This is a genomic window from Amycolatopsis sp. NPDC058986 (assembly GCF_042741125.1).
Taxonomy (GTDB): Bacteria; Actinomycetota; Actinomycetes; order Mycobacteriales; family Pseudonocardiaceae; genus Amycolatopsis.
Window position 1 is genome coordinate 43945 of sequence record NZ_JBHYJW010000059.1, and the last position, 18553, is coordinate 62497.

The window sequence follows — 18553 nt, forward strand, 5'->3', positions numbered from 1 at the left end:
ATGTCCACTGTGGACGTCTACTGTGGAGTGCCGAAGGAGGCGACCCAGATCTGGACCGGGCTGACGCACTGCGCCTTGCCCGGCACGCAGTTCTGGTTGTTCCACAGCAGGAATCCGGCCGCGAGCAGGACGATGAGCAGCCACGGCCGCATCGCGCGGGTGAAGGCGAGCTTCGGCAGCGCCCGCCGCACCAGGTCTTCCACCGCTTCCACGACGGCCACGACCGCCGCGCCGTAGCCGTAGACGAACTCCGGCGGAGTCCGTCCGAACCGCCGCACCAGACTGCTGATTCCCAGGTCCGGCAGCAAAAGCAGGACCAGCGCACCGCGCGTGAGCATGGTCACCGGGAGCACCAGCGCCTCCCCCGCCCATGGCAGCAGGCGCGCGGTCACCAGGCGCAGCAGCAGATAGGCGAACACCCCCGCCACGACCAGTTCCAGGAACGCGCGGAACGCGAACGGCAAGCCGACCTGACGGGCCGCGCCGTCGAGGAAGCCGACGACGTCGCCGAGCACCGGGACGGCCGCCACCGGGCTGAGCACCTCACCGTTCGCCGACATCGTCCTCGTCCTCGTCCTCTTCGTCGCCCAGCTCGACCCGCTCCGACTTCGCCTCCACCGGCGGCGGATCCTGCGGTGGCGCGTCGTGCCGTTTCTGCGGCAGGCCGAGCAACGTGTCGCTGGCGTCGGCCATCAACGCCGCCACGTCCTTGCGGTTGACCAGTTTGTGCTCCAGCAAGGAGTTCAGCACCGCGTTGGCGTTCGAGAGGCCGAGGCGCTTCTGCTCCATGAGCAGGTTGATCACGTCCTTGACGTCCTCGTTGTGCCCCGCCAGCCGCAGCGCCAGCACGTTGACGTCGTCGCCGCGCAGGGCCTCGGCGTAGACCTTCATACGTTCCTGCTTCATGGCGAGCTCGTGCTTTTCCTTGAGCTCCTGCAGTTCCCTGGCGTGCTCGGCACGCATCATCCGCAGCTGCTGCGTGCTCAGTTCGGTTTCCGAATCGCGTTTGAACTTCGTCCGCCCCGCGATGTGCTCGCGGGTGAGGTCGTCGAGATCGAGCACCGCGGTGCAGCGCGTCACCTCCACCGCGTCGGAGATCGGCACGATCCGATCCCCGTACTGGTGCGCGATCCGGCGTTCGGCGTCCGCGCTCCGCTCCACGCCGAACTGCCGGGTCACCTCGCGCAGCCGTTCCTCCAGGAACCGGCCGATCGTCTCCCGCGGCTCCATCCTGCCCGCCTTCACCGCCGCGACGGGGTCGCTGATCCGCCACGTGACGCGCACGCTCGCGGCGAAGCAGAACGCCTCCTCCTGCGCGGGCAGCTGCAGGGAATACGTTTCCTCGTGTGGCGTCCGGTCGACGAGGTACATCTCCTTCGGCGTGGCCAGCACCAGCTCGCCCATGGTGAGCCTGCCCGCACCGAGCCGGTATTCCCCGCTTTTGGTCACGTAGACGACCGCGGTGTGCCCGGACGTCGCCGGATTGTTCTTGCGCAGCGCCGCCCGGCTCACCTCCAGCGCCCGCACGATCTCCCCTGGTGCCTCGGCTGAAGGCGCCTCGCCGGGTGATTCAGTGGTCACGGCTGTCCCTCTTTCTCTTCGAACCGCTCGAGCACGGCGCGCGAAGCCGCGGCGGGTCCTTCGCGATCACCCGCCCATTTCCGGAGGTAGAAATGAATACTGTCGAACTCGCCGGAATGCTCGCCGATCTCGCGCAGCAGCCGGGCGAGCGGTTCGACGATCGTCGGCTCGCGCCGCGCCCTCCGCACCCAGGTGGACATCTCCCGGTAACCGCGCTGCATGAAGTCGGCGGTGAGCAGCATTCTGGAGAACAGCACGACGATCAGCTCGCGGTGCTCCTCGTCGTGCTCGGCCAGCCAGAGCAGCACGGGCCACGGTTCCGCGCTGGTGTCCACCGTCACCTCGACATAGCGTGAGGTCATCAGCAGGGCGAGCAGCGCGGTCTCCCGGCGCTCGGGATATTCCTTGTCCCGGGACCAGCGCTCCAGCGCCCGCAGCACCTGACCGGGCTCCGCGCGGACGAACAGATCGCTCACGCTCTCCCCCACGCAGTACATGGTGTTCGAGGTGGCGAGCCAGGAAGTGTCCCGCAGCGCCTCGCGGGAGGCGGTCCGCAGCAGGCTCAGCGCGGTGGCGGGACTCATCGAGGTGGTGCTGCCCAGCGCGCGGGCCGCGGTCGCCCGGAGCCGGGGATCCTTGCGCCGCTGCACCCATTCGCGCAGCAGCTTCGCGACCACCCGGTCGAATCCGGGCAGGCTGCCGAGCACCTGCAGCGCGGCGACCACCGCACGGCGTTCGTACTTGTCGCCGGAATAGGCCCAGCGCAGGATGATCCTGTTGTAGACGCTGACGAAGTCGTACTGGGCCAGCATTCCGGCCGCCACCCCGGCGCGGATACGGACCTGCGGCACATCGATTCCGCCGAGGGCGAGCAGCCAGTCCGTCACGACGTCCAGTGCCTCGGTGTACTGCGCACGAACCTGTTCCAGCACGAGCCGGGGAAAGCGGTCGTCGCGGAACCGCGCCTTCCGGACCCGCACCTGCCCGAAGCCGGTGTCCTCCATTTCGGACACCAGCTCGGCCCGTGCCTGCTCCACCCGCCAGGAAAGCTGAACGGCGAACACGTCGCGGGTGCGATCGGCGGGGTCCGGGATTTCGAGTTCCCGGAACCGGTCGGCCAGCAGTGTCGCGGCGGTGGACACCAGCTGCACCGGCTCGTCGTTGAACACCGCGAGCGCGATGACGAACGCGCGCTGCTCACAGTCCTGCTGCGCGTCGAACCATTCCGCGATCCCGGCTTCGCTCGCCCGGGAATAGCGTTCACGGACGACGTCGAGGCTGAGCCGTTCGTTCGCCACTTCCACCAGCAGCTCACCGAGTTTGGCGAGTTCCCTCGGCGGGACCTCCTCGGTCAGCTGCGCGACGATCTCCTTGACCTCCGGCCGGGACAGGACGTCCTGTCCCGCGGAATCACCCGAATCGCTCAGTCCCCATTCGACATGCCGGCGCAGGAGCAGCTCCGGCTTCACCTTGCCGAAGTCCGTCACGACGAGATCCCCGATCTCGTGCACGGGCAGCCGGACGGACTCGTCGACGATGACCACCATCATGCTGCCGTTGTCCCGCATGAGCTGGCCGAGCCGCTCCGCGTGGAACGCCTTGAACTCCGCGGCCTGCGCGGGGTCCAGCGATTCCAGCAGATAGCCGTGTGCCGGTTTGAACGTCTTGGCGGAGAGGGTTTTCAGCTCGACGTCGGGATCGAGTTTGTGCACGCCTTCGGCGCACACGCCCGCCAGCAGGTGCAGCGCGGTCATCGTGCGACCGGTGCCGCTGCGTGCCTGGATGAACACCAGCTGCCGCTGTTCGAGGAGGTATTTCAGTTCCCGGTAGCCCGCGGGCTCCACATAGGACTGTTCGATCTGTTCGAGTACTTCGGCCGCGACCACCCCGCTGCGCACCCGCATGTCGACGGAACGCCCGTGCCCGCCCAGCTGCCGGTCGCCGACCTGACCGACCGAGGTGTCCCCGAGGAAGAAGTTCGCGGTTCCGCCCGTCCCGACGAAACCACCGGCGCCGAGGCCGAGCATGGCCTTCATCGCCGTGTCCATCTGGGAGGCGAACTGCGCCCATTCCCGGGCGTTCTCCGGGTCGACAGCCTGTTCCTGCGCCTGCCGGATGCCGCCCTCTTCGTCCTTCTCCGGCTTGTCCTCGGCTTCCTTCGCCCCGGTTTCCTTCTCCTCCGTACCCGATTCCGGCTGCGCGGGCTCGGAATCGGGTTCGGGATCCGGTTCAGGGGTGGGGTCGGTGCTCGTGTCCTCGTCCGGCTCGGCCTGATCAGTGTCGGTCATCGCCGGTCCCGTGGTAGTAGCGGTCGCCGATCTGCTCGGCGTGGGTGTCCCCGGCGAAGTGGTTCAGCTTGCCCACCACGCCGATCGACGGCATCGGCGGCGGGGCGCCGGGTGGCGTACGGCCCGGCAACCGGGGATAGCCGGGGACGCGGACGTGCAGGCCGGTACCGTCGGCCGTGGTGACCAGCTGGTACAGGCTCGGATTGCTCCCGCCGCGGCCCGGCCGGACCACGGTGTCGTACACGCGCTGGGTGACCACGATCGCGCACCGGGCCTTCGGCGCGCGATCGAACACTTCGGACACCGCCGCGGAAAGCGCCGCCTCGACGGCCGTGGTCACGTCGACGCATCCGTCGAGATGCTCGACGGGCACCTCGCCGCGATGTACCGAGATCCTGAGCCGCAGGTGCTGCCGCGCCCTCGCGAGCCGCTCGATCTCGGGCATCAGTTCCGCGAGCACGTCCACGACCGGGAGCGCCGACTCCGGCACGACCACGACGGTGCGGGTGGCCGACTCGGTAATCAGGCCCGGCGGCACCGCCGCCCGGCACCGCGCCAGCGCCTCGCGCGCGATTCCCCCAAGATCGGTACGAATATCGGCTGACAGCACCAGAATTGACGCGGGAATCGTAGCCATCGACGAGCCGGACTTCAGTTTCGCGAGGAGCAGCCGGACGAGCGCGGCGGGCGAAGTCGTCCGCGCGTCCACGTAACCGACGGTGCCGCGGAGCCCGGGGATCTCCGTGTCGTCGAATCGCACCGGCAGGACGTATTCCGCGCGGCTCCGCAACGCCCGGTCCTGCGCCGACATCCGCTCGTGCCCGGTCCACATTTTCCGCGCATACGCTTCGGACGCGAAAAGGACACAATACCGGGATCCCCGGTTGTAGATCTCGTCGAGATGGGTGTAGAGATCGATTCCCCACAGATCGGCCGTCTCGTGCGAGTCGTAGAACACGCGCAGCCCGGCGGCACCGAGCAGCCTGGCGACCTCTTCTACATAGGATCGCTGTTCCGAGGCGAAGGACAAGCAGAAATCATAGTGCCCGGCCTGCGCCGCGGACCCGGCCATGCGCTCTCCTCGGGAAGGTTTCGGGAGATGGACGCCCCTAGCGTCGCGCGACCGCTCGCCCACGTTACAACTCCTCATTCCACCGGCGCGCGCAGCGCATTCTCCACCACCGTTTCGTGCCATCCGGCGTCCAGCGTGGACCACGGCGATGGAACGATCATGGACCGGAAATGGATATCGCTCCGAAGCGGCCACTCGCGTCCACTGTGGACGGGCAAGCCGGCGTGCCCGGCTCCGTGAAAGGCACGGACGGCCGATCCTGGACACGCCGCCGCTGTGGTTCACTCGAATCGTGATCCGCGACGCGACAGGCTCCAGGCCGGGCTTCTGGTCCCGCCTCACGACGACCAGCATGTTCCGCTCGCCGTGGTTCGACGCGCGGCGGGACACCGCCGTCCGGCCGGACGGCTCCACCGCGCTGTACGACCACGTGGTCTCCTCCGGCTCGGTCACCGTGGTGGCGCTGGACGCGCGGGGTTCGGTCGCGGTGACGCGGCAATGGATCTACACCCACGAGGGCACCCAGTGGCGGTTGCCCGCGGGCCGGATCGAGCCGGCGGACCCGCTGCCCGAGGTGGCGGCACGCCGGGAACTGCGCGAGGAGACCGGGATCTCGGCACGGGAGTGGCGGCACCTGGGCACCATCAACTGCGCCGATTCGTTCACCAATCACCGCGATCACGCCTTCTTCGCCACCGGTTTGCGGTACGGCACCGCGAGCCTCGAACCCGGCGAAGCCGACCTCGAAGTCCACTCGCTCCCCTTCGACCAGGCGCTGTCGCTCGTCGTGGGCGGCCGCATGCCGCACGCCGGGAGTTCGTACGCGCTGCTCATGGCCCGCGCGCTCGGCCTCGGCTGAGCACTGTTTCCCGTTGCCCGGCAGCGGAGTGCACAGTCACCACATTGTCGCGGCGGGCCCGGCATTGAACCCTCGGAGCACCGGTACCACATCGGGCAATCCGGTTCTTCCGAGGAGTGCACATGACGAAGGCGCTTTTCCTTTCCACGGCCAAAATCCTCACCGCCACGGCGATGCTCGCCGTGCTCGGCGGCTCCGTCTTCGCCGCCGCGCCGGCGACGTACCTCGTCGCGGACACCGGCCCGGCCACCACGGTGCCACCGTCGGCCACGCCGGACGGCCATCCCTGGATCGACTGACGGCGGCCGCCCCGGCACTCGCACTGGGCGATCTCGGTTCGTTGCGTTCCGCACCGCCGGATGCTGTACTCACACCAGGCGCGAGCGCGGGGAGGCGGACTTGGGCGGCTCGTTCGGCGCGAATCTGCGGAGAATCCGCGACGAATCCGGTCTTTCACTGGCCCAGCTCGCCGCGAAGATCAATTACAGCAAGAGTTATCTGAGCAAGATCGAAAACGACCTGAAACCGCCGACGGCCGATATCGCCAAAAGATGTGACAGCCTCTTCGGCACCGCGGGATTCCTTTCCGCGATGGTCGCCGAGGGCGAGCCGCCGGACGGCGAGCCGGGCGAGGACGGCGCGGACGACGAAGTGTGGGTCATGGTGCCGGGCGACGACGGTGAGCGGCGGTTTCACCGGTTCCCCCGCCGCGAGGTGCTGACCGGCGTCGGCACGGCGGCGGGATTCGCGCTGACCGGCGGGGCGAGCGCGATCGTCGACGAGCCGACGCTGGCCGGTCTGCGCGCCACGTTCGCCCAGTACCGCCTGCTCGGCACGACGAGCAGCCCGGCCACCGTGCTCGGCCCGGTCATCGCGCACGTCGACACCCTGCGCGCGCTGGCCGCGGCGAGCCAGCCCGAGCCCGTGCGGCGGCAACTGCTGCTCCTGGCTTCGCGGGCCGCCGAGTACGCCGGCTGGATGAGCCAGGAGGCCGGGGACGAACGCGCCGCGCTGTGGTGGACGCATCGGGCGGTCGCGTTCGCCGAAGCGGGCGGGGACAAGCACTTCGCGAGTTACGCGCTGATCCGGCGGGCCGAGATCGCCATGTACCGCCAGGATCCCCTGACGACGATCGAGCTGGCGACACGGGCGCAGGCCGATCGGGCGGCTGGCCCGCGGATCCTCGGTCTCGCGGCGCGCTGCGAGGCACAGGGGCACGCGCTGGTCGGCGATCCCGGCGCCTACCGGCAGGCACTCGACCGCGCGGCGGCACTGCTGGCCGAGGAGGATCCGGCCGTCCCGGTGCTGGGCTCGTCCAGCGTCAGCGACGAGGTGGCGCTGGCCGACGGCTGGTCGCTCTACGACCTCGGCCGCCCGGCCGAGGCGGCCGAATCACTGGACCGGCAGATCCCCGGGATCGCCGAGGGCGCCCGGCGGGCCCGCGCCCGGTTCAGTGCCCGGCGGGTGCTCGCCCACGCGGGCAACGGCGAAATCGACCACGCCTGCGAGCTGACCCCGGCCGTGCTGGCGGACGCGGCGCGGGTGGACTCCGCGACCGTCCGCGTCGATCTCCGCGAGCTGGCGAGGGTCCTGGCCCGATGGCACACCCATCCCGCGGCCCGTGAGCTGCGGTTCGCACTGGGCACCGCGCTGCGGGTGAAACCGGGCTCCGGCGCCTGACACCGCTCCATCCGCAAAGGACTGTGCGCTATCCGGCACAGGCACACGTGAGCCTCGCGCGCTCGTCCGTGATCCGCTCGGCTTCGCTCCACCCCAGCTCGTCGAACCCGGCCTGCGCGGATTGCCAGTGCGCCAAGGCAACGCGGTGGTCCCCGGCGTCGTGCAACGCCCGCGCCGCGCCGTGGTGCGCGTGTGCCTGCCTGCCCCGGTCCCCCGTCCCGCGCGCCAGATCGAGCGCCGCGAAATACGCCTTCCGCGCCTCGTCCCGCTCCCCGCGCGCCAGGTAGGTCGCCGCGCGGTCCAGGTACAGCTGGGTCCGCAGCCCGGGTTCGCGGGCCTCGTCGGCCACCCGCCTGGCCAGTTCGTGGTATTCGAGCGCCTCGTCGAGCTTCCCGGTGAGCCGGTGCACCGCGCCGAGGTTGTTGAGCGCGTACGCCTCGCAGGAGCGATCTCCCACCGCCACCGCGAGTTCATAGGCCTCGCGATGGTCACGCATCGCCTCGCCCGGCCTGCCCAGACGCTGCCGCGTCACGCCGAGGTTGTCGAGCGTGTGGGCCAGCCCCTGGGTGTGTCCCAGCTCCCTCAGGAGCGCCGCGGCCGCGAGATGCCGCCGCTCCGCGAGTTCGAGATCGCCGTACAGCTCGTTGAGCTGACCGAGATTGCTCAGCGCGTTCGCCTGGCCCCTGGCGTCCCCGCTCGTCTCGTATTTTTCCAGCGCTGCCTCGAAACACGCGATGGCCGACCGGTCGTCACCGCGGTCCATGGTCACGACCGCGATCGCGCACAACGCGCTCGCCTGGCCCTGGTCGTCGCCCAGCCCGGTCCACAGTGAAAGCGCCTTCTCGGCGAATTCGCGCGCCTGCGCCGGTTCTCCGGCCTGCCGTCGCGCACCGGACAACCGCAGCAGCACATACGCCAGGCCACGCCGGTCCTCGCCGGTCTTCTCAAGAGCTTTCCTCGCCAGCTCAAGGGTTTCCGACCACTCGTTCACGTGGCTGCCCGCGAAGTACCACCGCCAGAGCAGGACGGCGGGCTGCCAGGTGTGCTCCGGGCGATCGTGCCCGGCCGCGTATCTGATCGCCTCCAGCAGGTTCGTCCGTTCCGCGGCGAGCCAGGCCCTCGCCGCCGTCGAGTCCGAGAAGGTCAGCGCGACCGGGCTTTCCCGGCTCACCGCGGGCTGACGGTCACGGTCGAAGGGATAGGCGACGCGCACCGCGTTGGCCACGCTCACCAGATAGAAGTCCAGGAGCCGGTCCAGCGCGTCGTCCCGCGCGCCGGGCGGCCCCGGATCCGGCACACCGGCGGCGTATTCCCTGAGCGGGTCGAGCATCAGATAGCGCTCGGGCTCGGCCTCTTCGAGCAGGCTCGCGCCGTGCAGTCCTTCGAGCAGGGCACGGGCCTCGGACACCGTCCGGTCCATCAGCGCGGCCGCGGCGGACACCCCGAGGTCGACGCCGGGCAGCCGTCCGATCAGCCGGAAGAGCAGTCGCTGCGGTTCCGGAAGCTGGGCATGGGAAACGGCGCACGCGGCACCGGCCCCGTCACCGGCCCGCCACGGGCTCGACGCTTCCAGCAGCCGCGCCAGGTGCTCGACCGGCCACGACCGGTGCAGCCGCAGTTGCGCGGCCGCCATCCTGATCGACAGCGGCACACATCCGCACCGGGCGACGATCTCGTCGACCACCGCGTGCCGCCCGCGTACCCGCTCCGCGCCGACCAGATCACCGAACAACGCCGCGGCGGCCTCCGGCCGCAACGGACGCAAGCGGACTTCGTCGGCGACGTCCACACCGCCGACCTGGCGGCTGGTGATCAGCGCGGTGCACCCGGGCGCGGCAGGAAGCAAGCTCCGGACCTGCTCCTCCGACGCCGCGTTGTCCAGGATCACCAGGCTCCGCGTACCGGCGAGCGCGGACTGGTACAGCGCGATCCGCCTGCTCACCGTGGGCGGATGCTGTTCCGGTGGCACGCCGAGGCCTTCGAGCAGCGTGCCGAGCGCCTCCGCCGTCGGTGTCGGCGCGACATGCGGCGTGAAACCGTTCAGCTGCACCAGAATGCGGCCGTCCGGGAACCTCTCGCGCAGCTGATGGGCGGCCTGGACGGCCAGCGCCGTCTTGCCGACCCCGGGCATCCCGCTGATCCACACCGCCGCCGGGCGATGGTCCGCCGTCGCGGCCAGCACCCGCGACTCGATCACCGCCAGTTCGTCCCCGCGGCCGCCGAACCGGTGCGAGGGCGCGGGCAGCGCGACGGGTGGTTCGACGAACTGGGCGAACCGGGCCAGCCGCCGCAGTTCGGTCGGGACCTCCATACCGAACTCGTCGAGCGCCGCCCTGGTCTCGTGGTAGACCTCCATCGCCGGGACCCGGTCGCCGTTGGCCACCAGCGCGCGCATCAGCAGCCCCGCCAGCCGATGCCGCGTGCGGTTCATGCGCACCACCGGCCGCAGCCGGTCCCGGACCCAGCGATGTCTTCCCCGCGCGAGCTCCAGTTCGGCCAGATCGCCCAGCGCGTCGAGGAACGCCTCCTCTGGGGACATCAGCTCCGCGGCACCGACCCGATCGGGATCCAGATCCTCGAGGTACCGGCCGCGCCAGAGGCCGACCGCCTCGGTGAGCAGCGCGAGCCGCCGGGCGGGATCGTCGCAGCCGTCGGCCTCCTGCCAGAGTTCGCCGAACCGCACGGCGTCGATGCACCGCGGGTCGATCCGCAGCACGTACCCCGTCGGCGTCCGGTCGATGACCATCCCGCCGTCCTGGCCGCCGCCGTCGCCGTCGCGCAGTAGCTTGCGCAGCTTGGCGATGTACCCGGGCACGAGATTGGTCTTCGGCCGGGCCTGCCCGGCCCACACGATCTCGATGAGCCGTTCGGTGGACACCGCGCGGTTGGCGTGCAGCACGAGGACGGCGAGGATGTACCGCTGCTGGGGATCACCGAGGTCGACCGGCTCACCGTTGCACCGGAGCTCGAACGGGCCGAGCAGGAGCACCTCCATACCGCCTCCCCAGGACGTCGTGAGCAGGGATCCAGTCAAGCCCATCGGCCCGCCGGACGCCGAGCGCGCATCGGCCCGGTCCATCTTCGGTCCACCTCTCGTCCAGCGGCGCGTCAAGGTCCGGTCCACGCCGGATCCAAGCGCCGGTGTGAAACTGCGGCACCCCCCACGAGAAGGAGAATCGGATGCCGGATCGGATCCTGCCGTGCTACGTGGTCTGTGACGAATCCTCTTCGATGGCCGATCATCTGGAGGACGTCGGCACCGGCCTGCGCGCGCTGCGCGGCGCGTTGCTGACCGATCCGGTGGTCGCGGGCACCGCACGCCTTTGCGTGATCGGGTTTTCCGGGACGGCCCGGATCGTGACGCCGCTTTCCGCACCGGACGGCGAACCCGCGTGGCGAGGGCCGGGCACCGGGACGGAAACGAACTTCGGCGTCGTGTTCTCCTTGCTGCGCGAGACGATCCAGCGTGACGTCGAGGTGCTGCAGGCCGAATGCTGCGTGGTCTACCGGCCCGTGGTGTTCTTCCTCTCCGACGGCCAGCCGACCGACGCGGACGCCTGGCCCGCCGCCCACGCCCGGCTCGCCGACCGGGCCTGGCCCGCCCGGCCGAGAATCGTCGCGTTCGGCGTCGGGGACGCCGACCGGGCCACCATCGGCCGGATCGGCACCCACCGCGCGTACCTGAGCACCGGCGAGGCGAGCCAGCGCGAAGCGGTCCGCGCCTTCGCGAGCACGCTCACCAGCACGGTGGTCGCGGCGGGCCGGAGCGGCGACGTCGATCTTCCCCGCCAGGTCACCGGGTTCACCGCGCTCGAAACCGGGTCACCCGGACACCGGTCGATCGAATGCCGCCATGGCGGCGTGCCCCGGCGCCGGAGCGGGTTCCGGCTGGGAGCGCGTACCGAGTCCGAGACCGACGAGGCACGCGATCACCGCGGACGACAGCACGATGCGGAACATCGCCTTCGGGGTTAGCACTATGCGCATGACCACTCCTCCGGACCCGGATTTTCTCGGTGCGGCCCCGGTTTTCCGGGGCACGGTTCGACTGTGCCGGGCGCGAATGCCGTCGGCCACGGGTTTCCCGTTTCCCGTCGAACGGGACGTCGGCAACGCCCGGACGACCGAGACCACACCGAGCACTCATCGGATGTCTAATCCGGTCACTCCGCTGGACTCTTGACGGTCTTAGGGTCAGTTCGTAGTCTTCCGGACTAGACATCCGATGTATCTCCGGGATTCAGGAGACACCATGCGCGGAATTCGTCGACTGCGCGGCCCTGCCGCGACCGTGGCCCTGCTCGGCCTGATCACCGCGTTCCTGACCGGCCCGCCGGGCGCGGCGGACGAGGCCGCGACCGCGGCGCACGGCCGCGGCACCTGGGTCGGCGGCTGGGCCGCCGCGATGGGACCGCCGGGCAGCACCGGGATCTCGGCGACCGGCTTCGCCGACCGGACGCTGCGCCTGGTGGTCCACACCAGCGCCGGGGGCGGCACCGTCCGCATCAGACTGTCCAATGTGTACGGAACGACGCCGCTGGACATCGGGTCGGCGGTGGTCGCGGTCCGCGCGAACGGCGCCGCCACGGTGCCGGGGACCCGGCGCGCGGTGTCCTTCGACGGCAAGCCGGACCTCACCATCCCGCCGGGCGGGCAGGCCACCAGCGATCCCGTCGCGCTCCGCGTGGCGGCCGGCACCGACGTCGTGGTCAGCCTCTACCTTCCCACCCCCACCGGCCCCACGACCTGGCACGGCTGGGCGAATCAGACCAGTTACCTGTCCACCGCCGGGAATCACGCCGCTGAGGACGCGGCCACCGCCTATCCCGACACCACGACCTCGGCGTTCTTCCTGGCCGGCCTCGACGTCTCGACCACCTCGGCCACCGGCACGGTCGTCGCGTTCGGCGATTCCATCACCGAAGGCGGCGCGACCACCAAGGACGCCAACCGGCGCTGGCCGGACGTCCTCGCCCGCCGCCTCGCCGCCGGACACCCACGCGAGCGGCTGACCGTGGTCAACGAGGGTATCGGCGGCAACCGCGTCCTCACCGACGCCGGTTTCGCCAGCGGGGGCAGGATCAATCTCGGCGTCAACGCACTGGCCCGGTTCGACCGCGACGCGCTCGCGCAGCCCGGCGTCCGCAGCGTGATCGTCCTCGAAGGCACGAACGACCTCGGCGGCGGTGGACACGGCGTACATCCCGGCAGCCCACTGACCGCGGAACAGCTCATCGCCGGTCTCCACACCCTGGTCCGCGAGGCACACGCACGGCGGATCGCGATCTTCGGCGGCACCATCACGCCGAACGGCAAACTCGACCCCGCCAACGAGAAGATCCGGGAACGGGTCAACGCCTGGATCCGCGGGTCCGGGGCGTTTGACGGGGTGATCGACTTCGACGCCGCGCTGCGCGACCCCGCCGATCCGCACCGGCTGCTCCCCGTCTACGACAGCGGCGACCACGTCCACCCGAACGACACCGGCCTGCGCGCCATGGCCGACACCGTGGACACCGGCCGCCTGTCCCTGCCACCGCGCGACGAATGACCCGCGCCCGGTGTCCATTGTGGATCGAAGGAGCCGGGTGAGCGCCCTGGTTCGCCCGCCCACCGGCAAGCCGATCGGGACTAGGCTGATCTTCGAAGACTGCCGACGAGCAATGGGGAGTACTGGCGAAATGCGCAAAACGATGGTGGATGTCCCGGCGCCGGACGGGACCGCCGACGCGTACCTGGTCGTACCGGACGGCGGGCCGCATCCCGGGGTCCTGCTGTTCCCGGACGCGTTCGGGCTGCGGCCGCGGATCGAGGAGATGGCGGAGCGGATCGCGGCTGCCGGATATGCCGTGCTCGCCCCGAATCTCCTGTATCGGGGCGGAAAGCAGGAGATCGACATGAGCGCGCTCGCGGATCCGGACAAGCGGGGCGAGCTGTTCGGCCGGATCATGCCGCTGATCCAGGCGCTCGGCAGTGAAACGATCACCAGGGACGCGGAGAAGTACATCGACTTCCTCACCGCGCAGGACGGCGTCACCGACGAGCCGGTCGTGATCACCGGGTACTGCATGGGTGGCACGAACGCGCTGCGCGTGATCGAGGGGCTCCCCGAGCGGGTCAAGGCCATCGCGAGCTTCCACGGCGGCAACCTCGTCACCGATCAGCCCGACAGCCCGCACCTGCGGGTCGGCGCCATCACCGGCGAGGTGTACTTCGGGCACGCCGACAAGGACCACTCGATCACGGACGAGCAGATCAAGGTTCTCGAAGCCGCGCTGGACGAAGCGGGAGTCACCTACCGCTCGGAGATCTACGAAGGCGCGGACCACGGCTACACCATGTCCGACACCGCCGCGTACAACGAGGCGGGCGAGCAGCGCCACTGGGAGAACCTGTTCGCGCTGCTCGAACGCGTCAAGAACTAGTGGTGTGCCGGGTAGCGGGCGCGGAGCTCCCCGGCGGCCTTGCCTTCGGTCAGGTGCACGAGATAGGCGTCGACAGGGGCGTCAGCGCTCACCTCGTCGTACGTGCGGCGCACGATCGCCGCGACCTCGTCCCGGCCTGCCGGGAAACGCGCGGCCAGCGAATCGGTCAGCTCTTCGAGTGCTTCGTCGCTCGGCGGCAGGTGCGGAGGATCGGCGGACATGGCGACTCCCCGAAGTCGGAACCGGACACCGCCGAACGATAGGGGCACCGGCCGAGCGCCACAAGTGGCCCGCCCGCCCCGGACACTCGGCCCGGGGCGGGCGTCCTGGCCTCACAGACCGTCGAAGAACCCTTCGGGGACAAGGGTTTCGCGCGGTTTCCCGGTCTGGTGCATGGTCCAGAGCAGTTCGGCGAGGTCGGCGGGATCGGCGCTGGGCTGTTCGGGTACCGGCAGTCCCGCGGCCTCGACGACCCGGTGCTCCGCGGCGGCGCTTCCCACGATGAGCGCGCCGACGAAGAGCATGCCGACGTAGATCCCCTTGCCGGCGACCTCCTCGGCGAGGGACTGGAGGTAGTTCCGCTGCGCGGCCAGCGCGGGCGGCCAACCGCTCATCCGGGGCAACCCCCGCATGGCGGCCGCGCCCTGGGCGCTGAGGATCGCCCCACTGCCCTGGTCGAGCATGGCCGGGAGGAACTCCTGAACGAGGGCGAGCAAGCTGTAGAGCGTCTTGGGCATCAGCTCCCGCGCCTGCTCCGGGAGCAGGGTGGTGGCGGCGACGAAGCCGGGATCCGCGGGCGCCGGTCCGTAGTAGAAAGCGTTGAGGGAACCGGCTTTCGCGCGAATCCGTTCGGCCAGCGCCGGGACCGCGTCGCTGTCGGACAGGTCGCCGGTGACGACGTGGGCGGTGATGCCGTCGGCGGCCAGCTCCTCGGCGAACCGCTCCAAGGGCTCCTGGCGGCGGGCGACGAGGACGACCTCGTAGCCCGCCTGTCCGTACCGGCGGGCTACGGCCTGACCGAGACCGGGACCCGCACCGAACACGGCGATCGTCTGGGACATGAAGCAACTCCTGTTCTGGGACAACGAAGAACCGGGCTTCAGCCAACTCCCCGATGCCAAGACGATCCATAAGAGAACGTCGCGAATACCTTTGCGGTCGTCTAGCGTGGGTCGTTGTGGACGTCCTGAGCGACCTGCTGCACCGCGCCCGTGCCCGCAATGCCGTGGTCCGGCAGCTGATCCGGCGGCCGCCGTGGTCCCTCACCTACGCCGACGCCCCGCCGCTCGCCGTCGTGGCCACCCTCGGCGGCCACGCGTCGATCCGGTTCGACGGCGGCGAGCCGGTCCGGCTGGCCGCGGGCGACATCGCCCTCGTCCGGGGAACCGGCCGCTACACCGTCGCCGACGACCCGGCCACGCCGCCGGAGGTCGAGGTCCGCGGCGGCAGGAAGTACTTCATCGGCGGGGAGGAAGTGGTGCACGCCAACCAGAATCTCGCTCCCCGCAGTTACGGCGACGGTCTGCCGGGAGCGACGGTCCTGCTCCGCGGCGCCTACGAACTCCGCGGCGACGTGGGCGACCGCCTGCTGAACATGCTCCCGCCGCTGGCGGTCGTACCCGCCGGGCCGCGGACGCGGGCGGCTCTGGACCTGCTCGCCGCCGAGATCGCGCACGACGAACCCGGTCAGGACGCGGTCCTCGACCGGTTGCTCGATCTCGTACTGGTGCTGGCCTTGCGCGCGTGGTGCGCCCGGTCGGAGGCGACCTCGCCCGCCTGGTACCGGGCGCTGGCCGATCCCGCCATCGGCGACGCACTGCGTCTCCTGCACGCGGACCCCGCCCACCCTTGGACGGTCGCCGGGCTGGCCGCGAAGGTCGGCATGTCCCGGGCCGCCTTTTCGGCCCGTTTCACCGGACTGGTCGGCGAGCCCCCGCTCACCTACCTCACCGGCTGGCGGATGACCTTGGGAGCCGACCTGCTGCGCGACACCGAGGCGACCGTCGCCACCGTGGCCCGCGAAGTCGGCTACGAGAACGCGTTCGCCTTCAGCGTGGCGTTCAAGCGCGTTCGCGGCGTGAACCCGTCGGCCTGGCGCCGCGAACCGCATTGAGCGCTCTGAAGGCCCGTCACTCGCGTGATTGAGCACGTAACTCACGTGACGGGAGACAGTCCGTCTCTGATCACGGGTGGTACGTCGTTCGCGACAGACCATGGCACGGGTGTGTACAGCGTAGACATCGACGTGTACGGTGTAGACATGGGAGAACCGGGAACCGCTGAGAGAATCGCGTCGGTGGCGTTGGCCATCCTGGTGCACGAGGGCGCGCAGGCCGTGACGATGCGCCGGGTGGCGGCGGAGGCCGGGGTGACCGCGATGGCGACCTATCGCCATTACCCGAATCGCGAAGCATTGCTGCGCAAGGTCGCCGACGACGCTTTCGCGGAAATCGGTAAGGACTGGGGACACCGCACGGAGGCCGGCGACTTCGAGACCCGGCTTCACGGCCTGATGCGCGATTTCCTCGATTTCGCGCTCGGCAAGCCGAATCTGTACCGGTTTCTGCTGACGGACCGGCGCGACGAGGCACGCAGGTTCCCGGAAGACTTCCGGGACGGTGCCTCACCCGCGTTCTCCCCCGTGCTCGAAGCCGTCGAACAGGCCATCCGCGAGGGAGTGCTCCGCTCCGGCGACGCCATCGAGGTCACGCTCGCCATCACGATGCCGGTCGTGGGACTGGTCCAGTTCTATCTCGGTGGCCGGATAGGGCTGAGCGAGAAGGATTTCCGCGCCTTGTGCGCACGAACCGTGGAGCGGGTTCTCGACGGCACCCGGAAATAGCCGTCACCAAGGGGGAATTTTCCATGGACACCACCGAGAACAGCGAAGAAACCGCACCGAAGCCCCGCCGGAAACGCCGCACGCGCCGGATCGTGCTGACAGCGATCGCGGTGCTGCTGGTGCTCGTCGTCGGCGGGGCGTTCGTACTCGCCTGGCAGGTCAGCGACTCCGCCGTGAAACCCGACCACCAGTACTACACCCACCCCGACCACTCCGACGTCGTACTCGCGGTGAAGCACACCGGCGGCGGGACGAGCGTGGTGATCGGCTCTCCCGGCAAACACACCCGGCGGCACGGAACGTTCCGGATGGTCTGGGACGGCACGGAAGCGACCGTCGGCGACATCATCGCCGAGTCCCCGGGTTCGGTGGAACGGCCGATCCTCGGCGGACCCGCCCCGTCGACCGGCGCCACGGTCGACGTGACCAGCGTGATGATGACCGACCCGAAAACCTCGTACGGGATGGACTATTCCGAGGTCTCGGTGCCCACGGAACTCGGCCCCGCGCCCGCCTGGTACATCCCGGCCGCCGGGCCGTCCGCTTCGACCTGGGTGATCGCCGTGCACGGCCAGAACGGGCGGCGCAACGCCATGCTGGCCACGCCCATCCTCCATCGGCTCGGCCTGCCGGTCCTCGCGATCACCTACCGGAACGACGAAGGGGCGCCCGCCTCCGCGGACGGGCTGATGCACTACGGCGAGTCCGAGTACCGGGACGTGGAATCGGCGGTCCGCTACGCGCAGGGCAAGGGCGCTTCGAAGATCGTGCTCTACGGCGGCTCGATGGGCGGGCAGATCGCCGGCCAGTTCCTCGCCCGTTCTCCCCTGGCCGCCACGGTCACCGCGACGCTGCTCGACTCGCCGTTGCTCAGCATGCCGATGGTCGGCGAGTTCACCGCACGCCAGAACGGCGCGCCCGGTCCGATGACCTGGCTGATCAACCAGGTGATCCGGTGGCGCACCGGCGTCGACATGAACCAGCTCGACCTGATCAACCGTCCTCCGGCCACCAAACCGCCCACGCTGCTCTTCGCCGGTGCGTCCGACAGTGAGGCGCCGGTCCGGATGGACCGCGATTTCGTCGAAGCGGCAAGGAAAAACCAGTGGCCGGTGGAGTACCACGAGTTCCCCGGCGCCGAACACGTCGAGTCGTGGAACTCCGACCCCGCCCGCTACGAGCAGGCGATCACCGGCTTCTTCGGCCGCACGCTCGCCAAGACGGGCTAGCCACGAAACCCGTCAAAGATCCATCGGCAGCACGCCCGGTTCGAGCAGCCGTCGCGGGCCACAGCCCTCGGTCGCCAACACGTCGTCCGGATTGACGCTCCGGCACCGGTCGATGGACAGGCAGCCGCAGCCGACGCAGTCGGTGAACCGGTCGCGGATCTGGGTGAGCCGGTGGATCCGCGCGGTGAGCCGGGCGTTCCAGTGCTCGGCGAGCCGTTCCCAGTCGCGCCGGGTCGGCACCCGGTTCTCCGGCAGCAGCTCCAGCGCGTCGCGGACCTCGGCCAGCGGGATGCCGACGTGGTGGGCGATCTTGACCAGCGCGACCCGGCGCAGCGCCTCCCGCCGGTAGCGACGCTGGTTGCCGCTGGTGCGCCTGCTGGTGATCAGGCCCTGACGTTCGTAGAAATGCAGTGCGGACACCGAAACGCCGCTGCGGCGCGCGAGCTGGCCGACGGTCAGCTCCGCGGGCAGCGGACCCTCGCCTTGTGACACGGACCTCATGGACGTTGACCTTAACAATTGTTGAGGTTCTACGGTCGTTAGCATGACCGAAACTACCGTCGCCGGGGTACGCCGA

At 70.0% G+C, this 18553-nt stretch carries 17 protein-coding genes; 9 read left to right on the forward strand and 8 right to left on the reverse strand.

Translation table 11 applies throughout. The annotated features are described in order from the left end of the window. Positions 1 to 17: 17 nt before the first annotated feature. Genes ACFW0G_RS36530 through ACFW0G_RS36545 form a run of 4 tightly spaced genes read right to left on the reverse strand, consistent with a single transcriptional unit; the run spans position 18 to position 4941 of the window. Positions 18 to 560, reverse strand: a complete 543-nt coding sequence (locus ACFW0G_RS36530) for a hypothetical protein (protein ID WP_378330063.1) — start codon at positions 558 to 560, stop codon at positions 18 to 20. Then, positions 544 to 1581, reverse strand: coding sequence for a hypothetical protein (locus tag ACFW0G_RS36535; RefSeq protein ID WP_378330064.1), 1038 nt, complete (start codon positions 1579 to 1581; stop codon positions 544 to 546). The genes ACFW0G_RS36530 and ACFW0G_RS36535 overlap by 17 nt, the downstream gene beginning before the upstream one ends. Further along, positions 1578 to 3869: a hypothetical protein gene (locus ACFW0G_RS36540; RefSeq protein ID WP_378330065.1), complete on the reverse strand. Its 2292-nt coding sequence runs from the start codon at positions 3867 to 3869 to the stop codon at positions 1578 to 1580. Before ACFW0G_RS36540 ends, ACFW0G_RS36535 begins: the two co-directional genes overlap by 4 nt. Then, complete coding sequence (locus ACFW0G_RS36545) at positions 3856 to 4941, reverse strand: toll/interleukin-1 receptor domain-containing protein (protein ID WP_378330066.1); 1086 nt, start codon at positions 4939 to 4941, stop codon at positions 3856 to 3858. The genes ACFW0G_RS36540 and ACFW0G_RS36545 overlap by 14 nt, the downstream gene beginning before the upstream one ends. Positions 4942 to 5233: 292 nt before the next feature. On the opposite strand from ACFW0G_RS36545, the gene ACFW0G_RS36550 reads away from it, so the two are divergent. The 3 genes from ACFW0G_RS36550 (at position 5234) to ACFW0G_RS36560 (ending at position 7480) form a co-directional block, all read left to right on the forward strand. After that, a complete protein-coding gene (locus tag ACFW0G_RS36550; RefSeq protein ID WP_378330067.1) occupies positions 5234 to 5800 on the forward strand; it encodes an NUDIX domain-containing protein in 567 nt (188 codons plus the stop codon). A 122-nt stretch (positions 5801 to 5922) separates the two neighbouring features. Further along, positions 5923 to 6099: a hypothetical protein gene (locus tag ACFW0G_RS36555; RefSeq protein WP_378330068.1), complete on the forward strand. Its 177-nt coding sequence runs from the start codon at positions 5923 to 5925 to the stop codon at positions 6097 to 6099. A gap of 100 nt (positions 6100 to 6199) precedes the next feature. After that, the gene (locus ACFW0G_RS36560) at positions 6200 to 7480 is read left to right on the forward strand and encodes a helix-turn-helix domain-containing protein (RefSeq protein ID WP_378330069.1); all 1281 of its coding nucleotides are present in this window, start codon (positions 6200 to 6202) and stop codon (positions 7478 to 7480) included. A 28-nt stretch (positions 7481 to 7508) separates the two neighbouring features. Here the strand turns inward: ACFW0G_RS36560 and ACFW0G_RS36565 are convergent, their stop codons facing one another. Further along, the gene (locus ACFW0G_RS36565) at positions 7509 to 10559 is read right to left on the reverse strand and encodes a tetratricopeptide repeat protein (protein ID WP_378330070.1); all 3051 of its coding nucleotides are present in this window, start codon (positions 10557 to 10559) and stop codon (positions 7509 to 7511) included. A gap of 101 nt (positions 10560 to 10660) precedes the next feature. Between ACFW0G_RS36565 and ACFW0G_RS36570 the strand changes: the two genes are divergently transcribed. The 3 genes from ACFW0G_RS36570 (at position 10661) to ACFW0G_RS36580 (ending at position 13905) form a co-directional block, all read left to right on the forward strand. After that, positions 10661 to 11455 carry a hypothetical protein gene (locus ACFW0G_RS36570; RefSeq protein ID WP_378330071.1) on the forward strand — a complete coding sequence of 265 codons (795 nt, stop codon included), beginning with the start codon at positions 10661 to 10663 and terminating at the stop codon, positions 11453 to 11455. A gap of 277 nt (positions 11456 to 11732) precedes the next feature. After that, positions 11733 to 13031: an SGNH/GDSL hydrolase family protein gene (locus ACFW0G_RS36575; protein ID WP_378330072.1), complete on the forward strand. Its 1299-nt coding sequence runs from the start codon at positions 11733 to 11735 to the stop codon at positions 13029 to 13031. A 130-nt stretch (positions 13032 to 13161) separates the two neighbouring features. Beyond that, positions 13162 to 13905 carry a dienelactone hydrolase family protein gene (locus ACFW0G_RS36580; RefSeq protein WP_378330073.1) on the forward strand — a complete coding sequence of 248 codons (744 nt, stop codon included), beginning with the start codon at positions 13162 to 13164 and terminating at the stop codon, positions 13903 to 13905. Here ACFW0G_RS36580 and ACFW0G_RS36585 read toward each other — a convergent pair. After that, a complete protein-coding gene (locus ACFW0G_RS36585) occupies positions 13902 to 14126 on the reverse strand; it encodes a three-helix bundle dimerization domain-containing protein (protein WP_378330074.1) in 225 nt (74 codons plus the stop codon). The genes ACFW0G_RS36580 and ACFW0G_RS36585 overlap by 4 nt on opposite strands. Before the next feature lie 111 nt (positions 14127 to 14237). After that, positions 14238 to 14966: an SDR family NAD(P)-dependent oxidoreductase gene (locus tag ACFW0G_RS36590; RefSeq protein WP_378330075.1), complete on the reverse strand. Its 729-nt coding sequence runs from the start codon at positions 14964 to 14966 to the stop codon at positions 14238 to 14240. Positions 14967 to 15082: 116 nt separating this feature from the next. On the opposite strand from ACFW0G_RS36590, the gene ACFW0G_RS36595 reads away from it, so the two are divergent. From ACFW0G_RS36595 to ACFW0G_RS36605, 3 genes are all read left to right on the forward strand, one after another. After that, a complete protein-coding gene (locus ACFW0G_RS36595) occupies positions 15083 to 16018 on the forward strand; it encodes an AraC family transcriptional regulator (RefSeq protein WP_378330076.1) in 936 nt (311 codons plus the stop codon). Positions 16019 to 16165: 147 nt separating this feature from the next. Then, entirely contained in the window at positions 16166 to 16747 is a 582-nt protein-coding gene (locus ACFW0G_RS36600; RefSeq protein ID WP_378330077.1) for a TetR/AcrR family transcriptional regulator, read from the forward strand. 23 nt (positions 16748 to 16770) lie between these two features. Next, a complete protein-coding gene (locus ACFW0G_RS36605) occupies positions 16771 to 17976 on the forward strand; it encodes an alpha/beta hydrolase family protein (protein WP_378330078.1) in 1206 nt (401 codons plus the stop codon). 12 nt (positions 17977 to 17988) lie between these two features. On the opposite strand, the gene soxR is transcribed toward ACFW0G_RS36605, so the two are convergent. Further along, positions 17989 to 18477 carry a redox-sensitive transcriptional activator SoxR gene (gene soxR / locus ACFW0G_RS36610; protein ID WP_378330079.1) on the reverse strand — a complete coding sequence of 163 codons (489 nt, stop codon included), beginning with the start codon at positions 18475 to 18477 and terminating at the stop codon, positions 17989 to 17991. Positions 18478 to 18553: the final 76 nt, after the last annotated feature.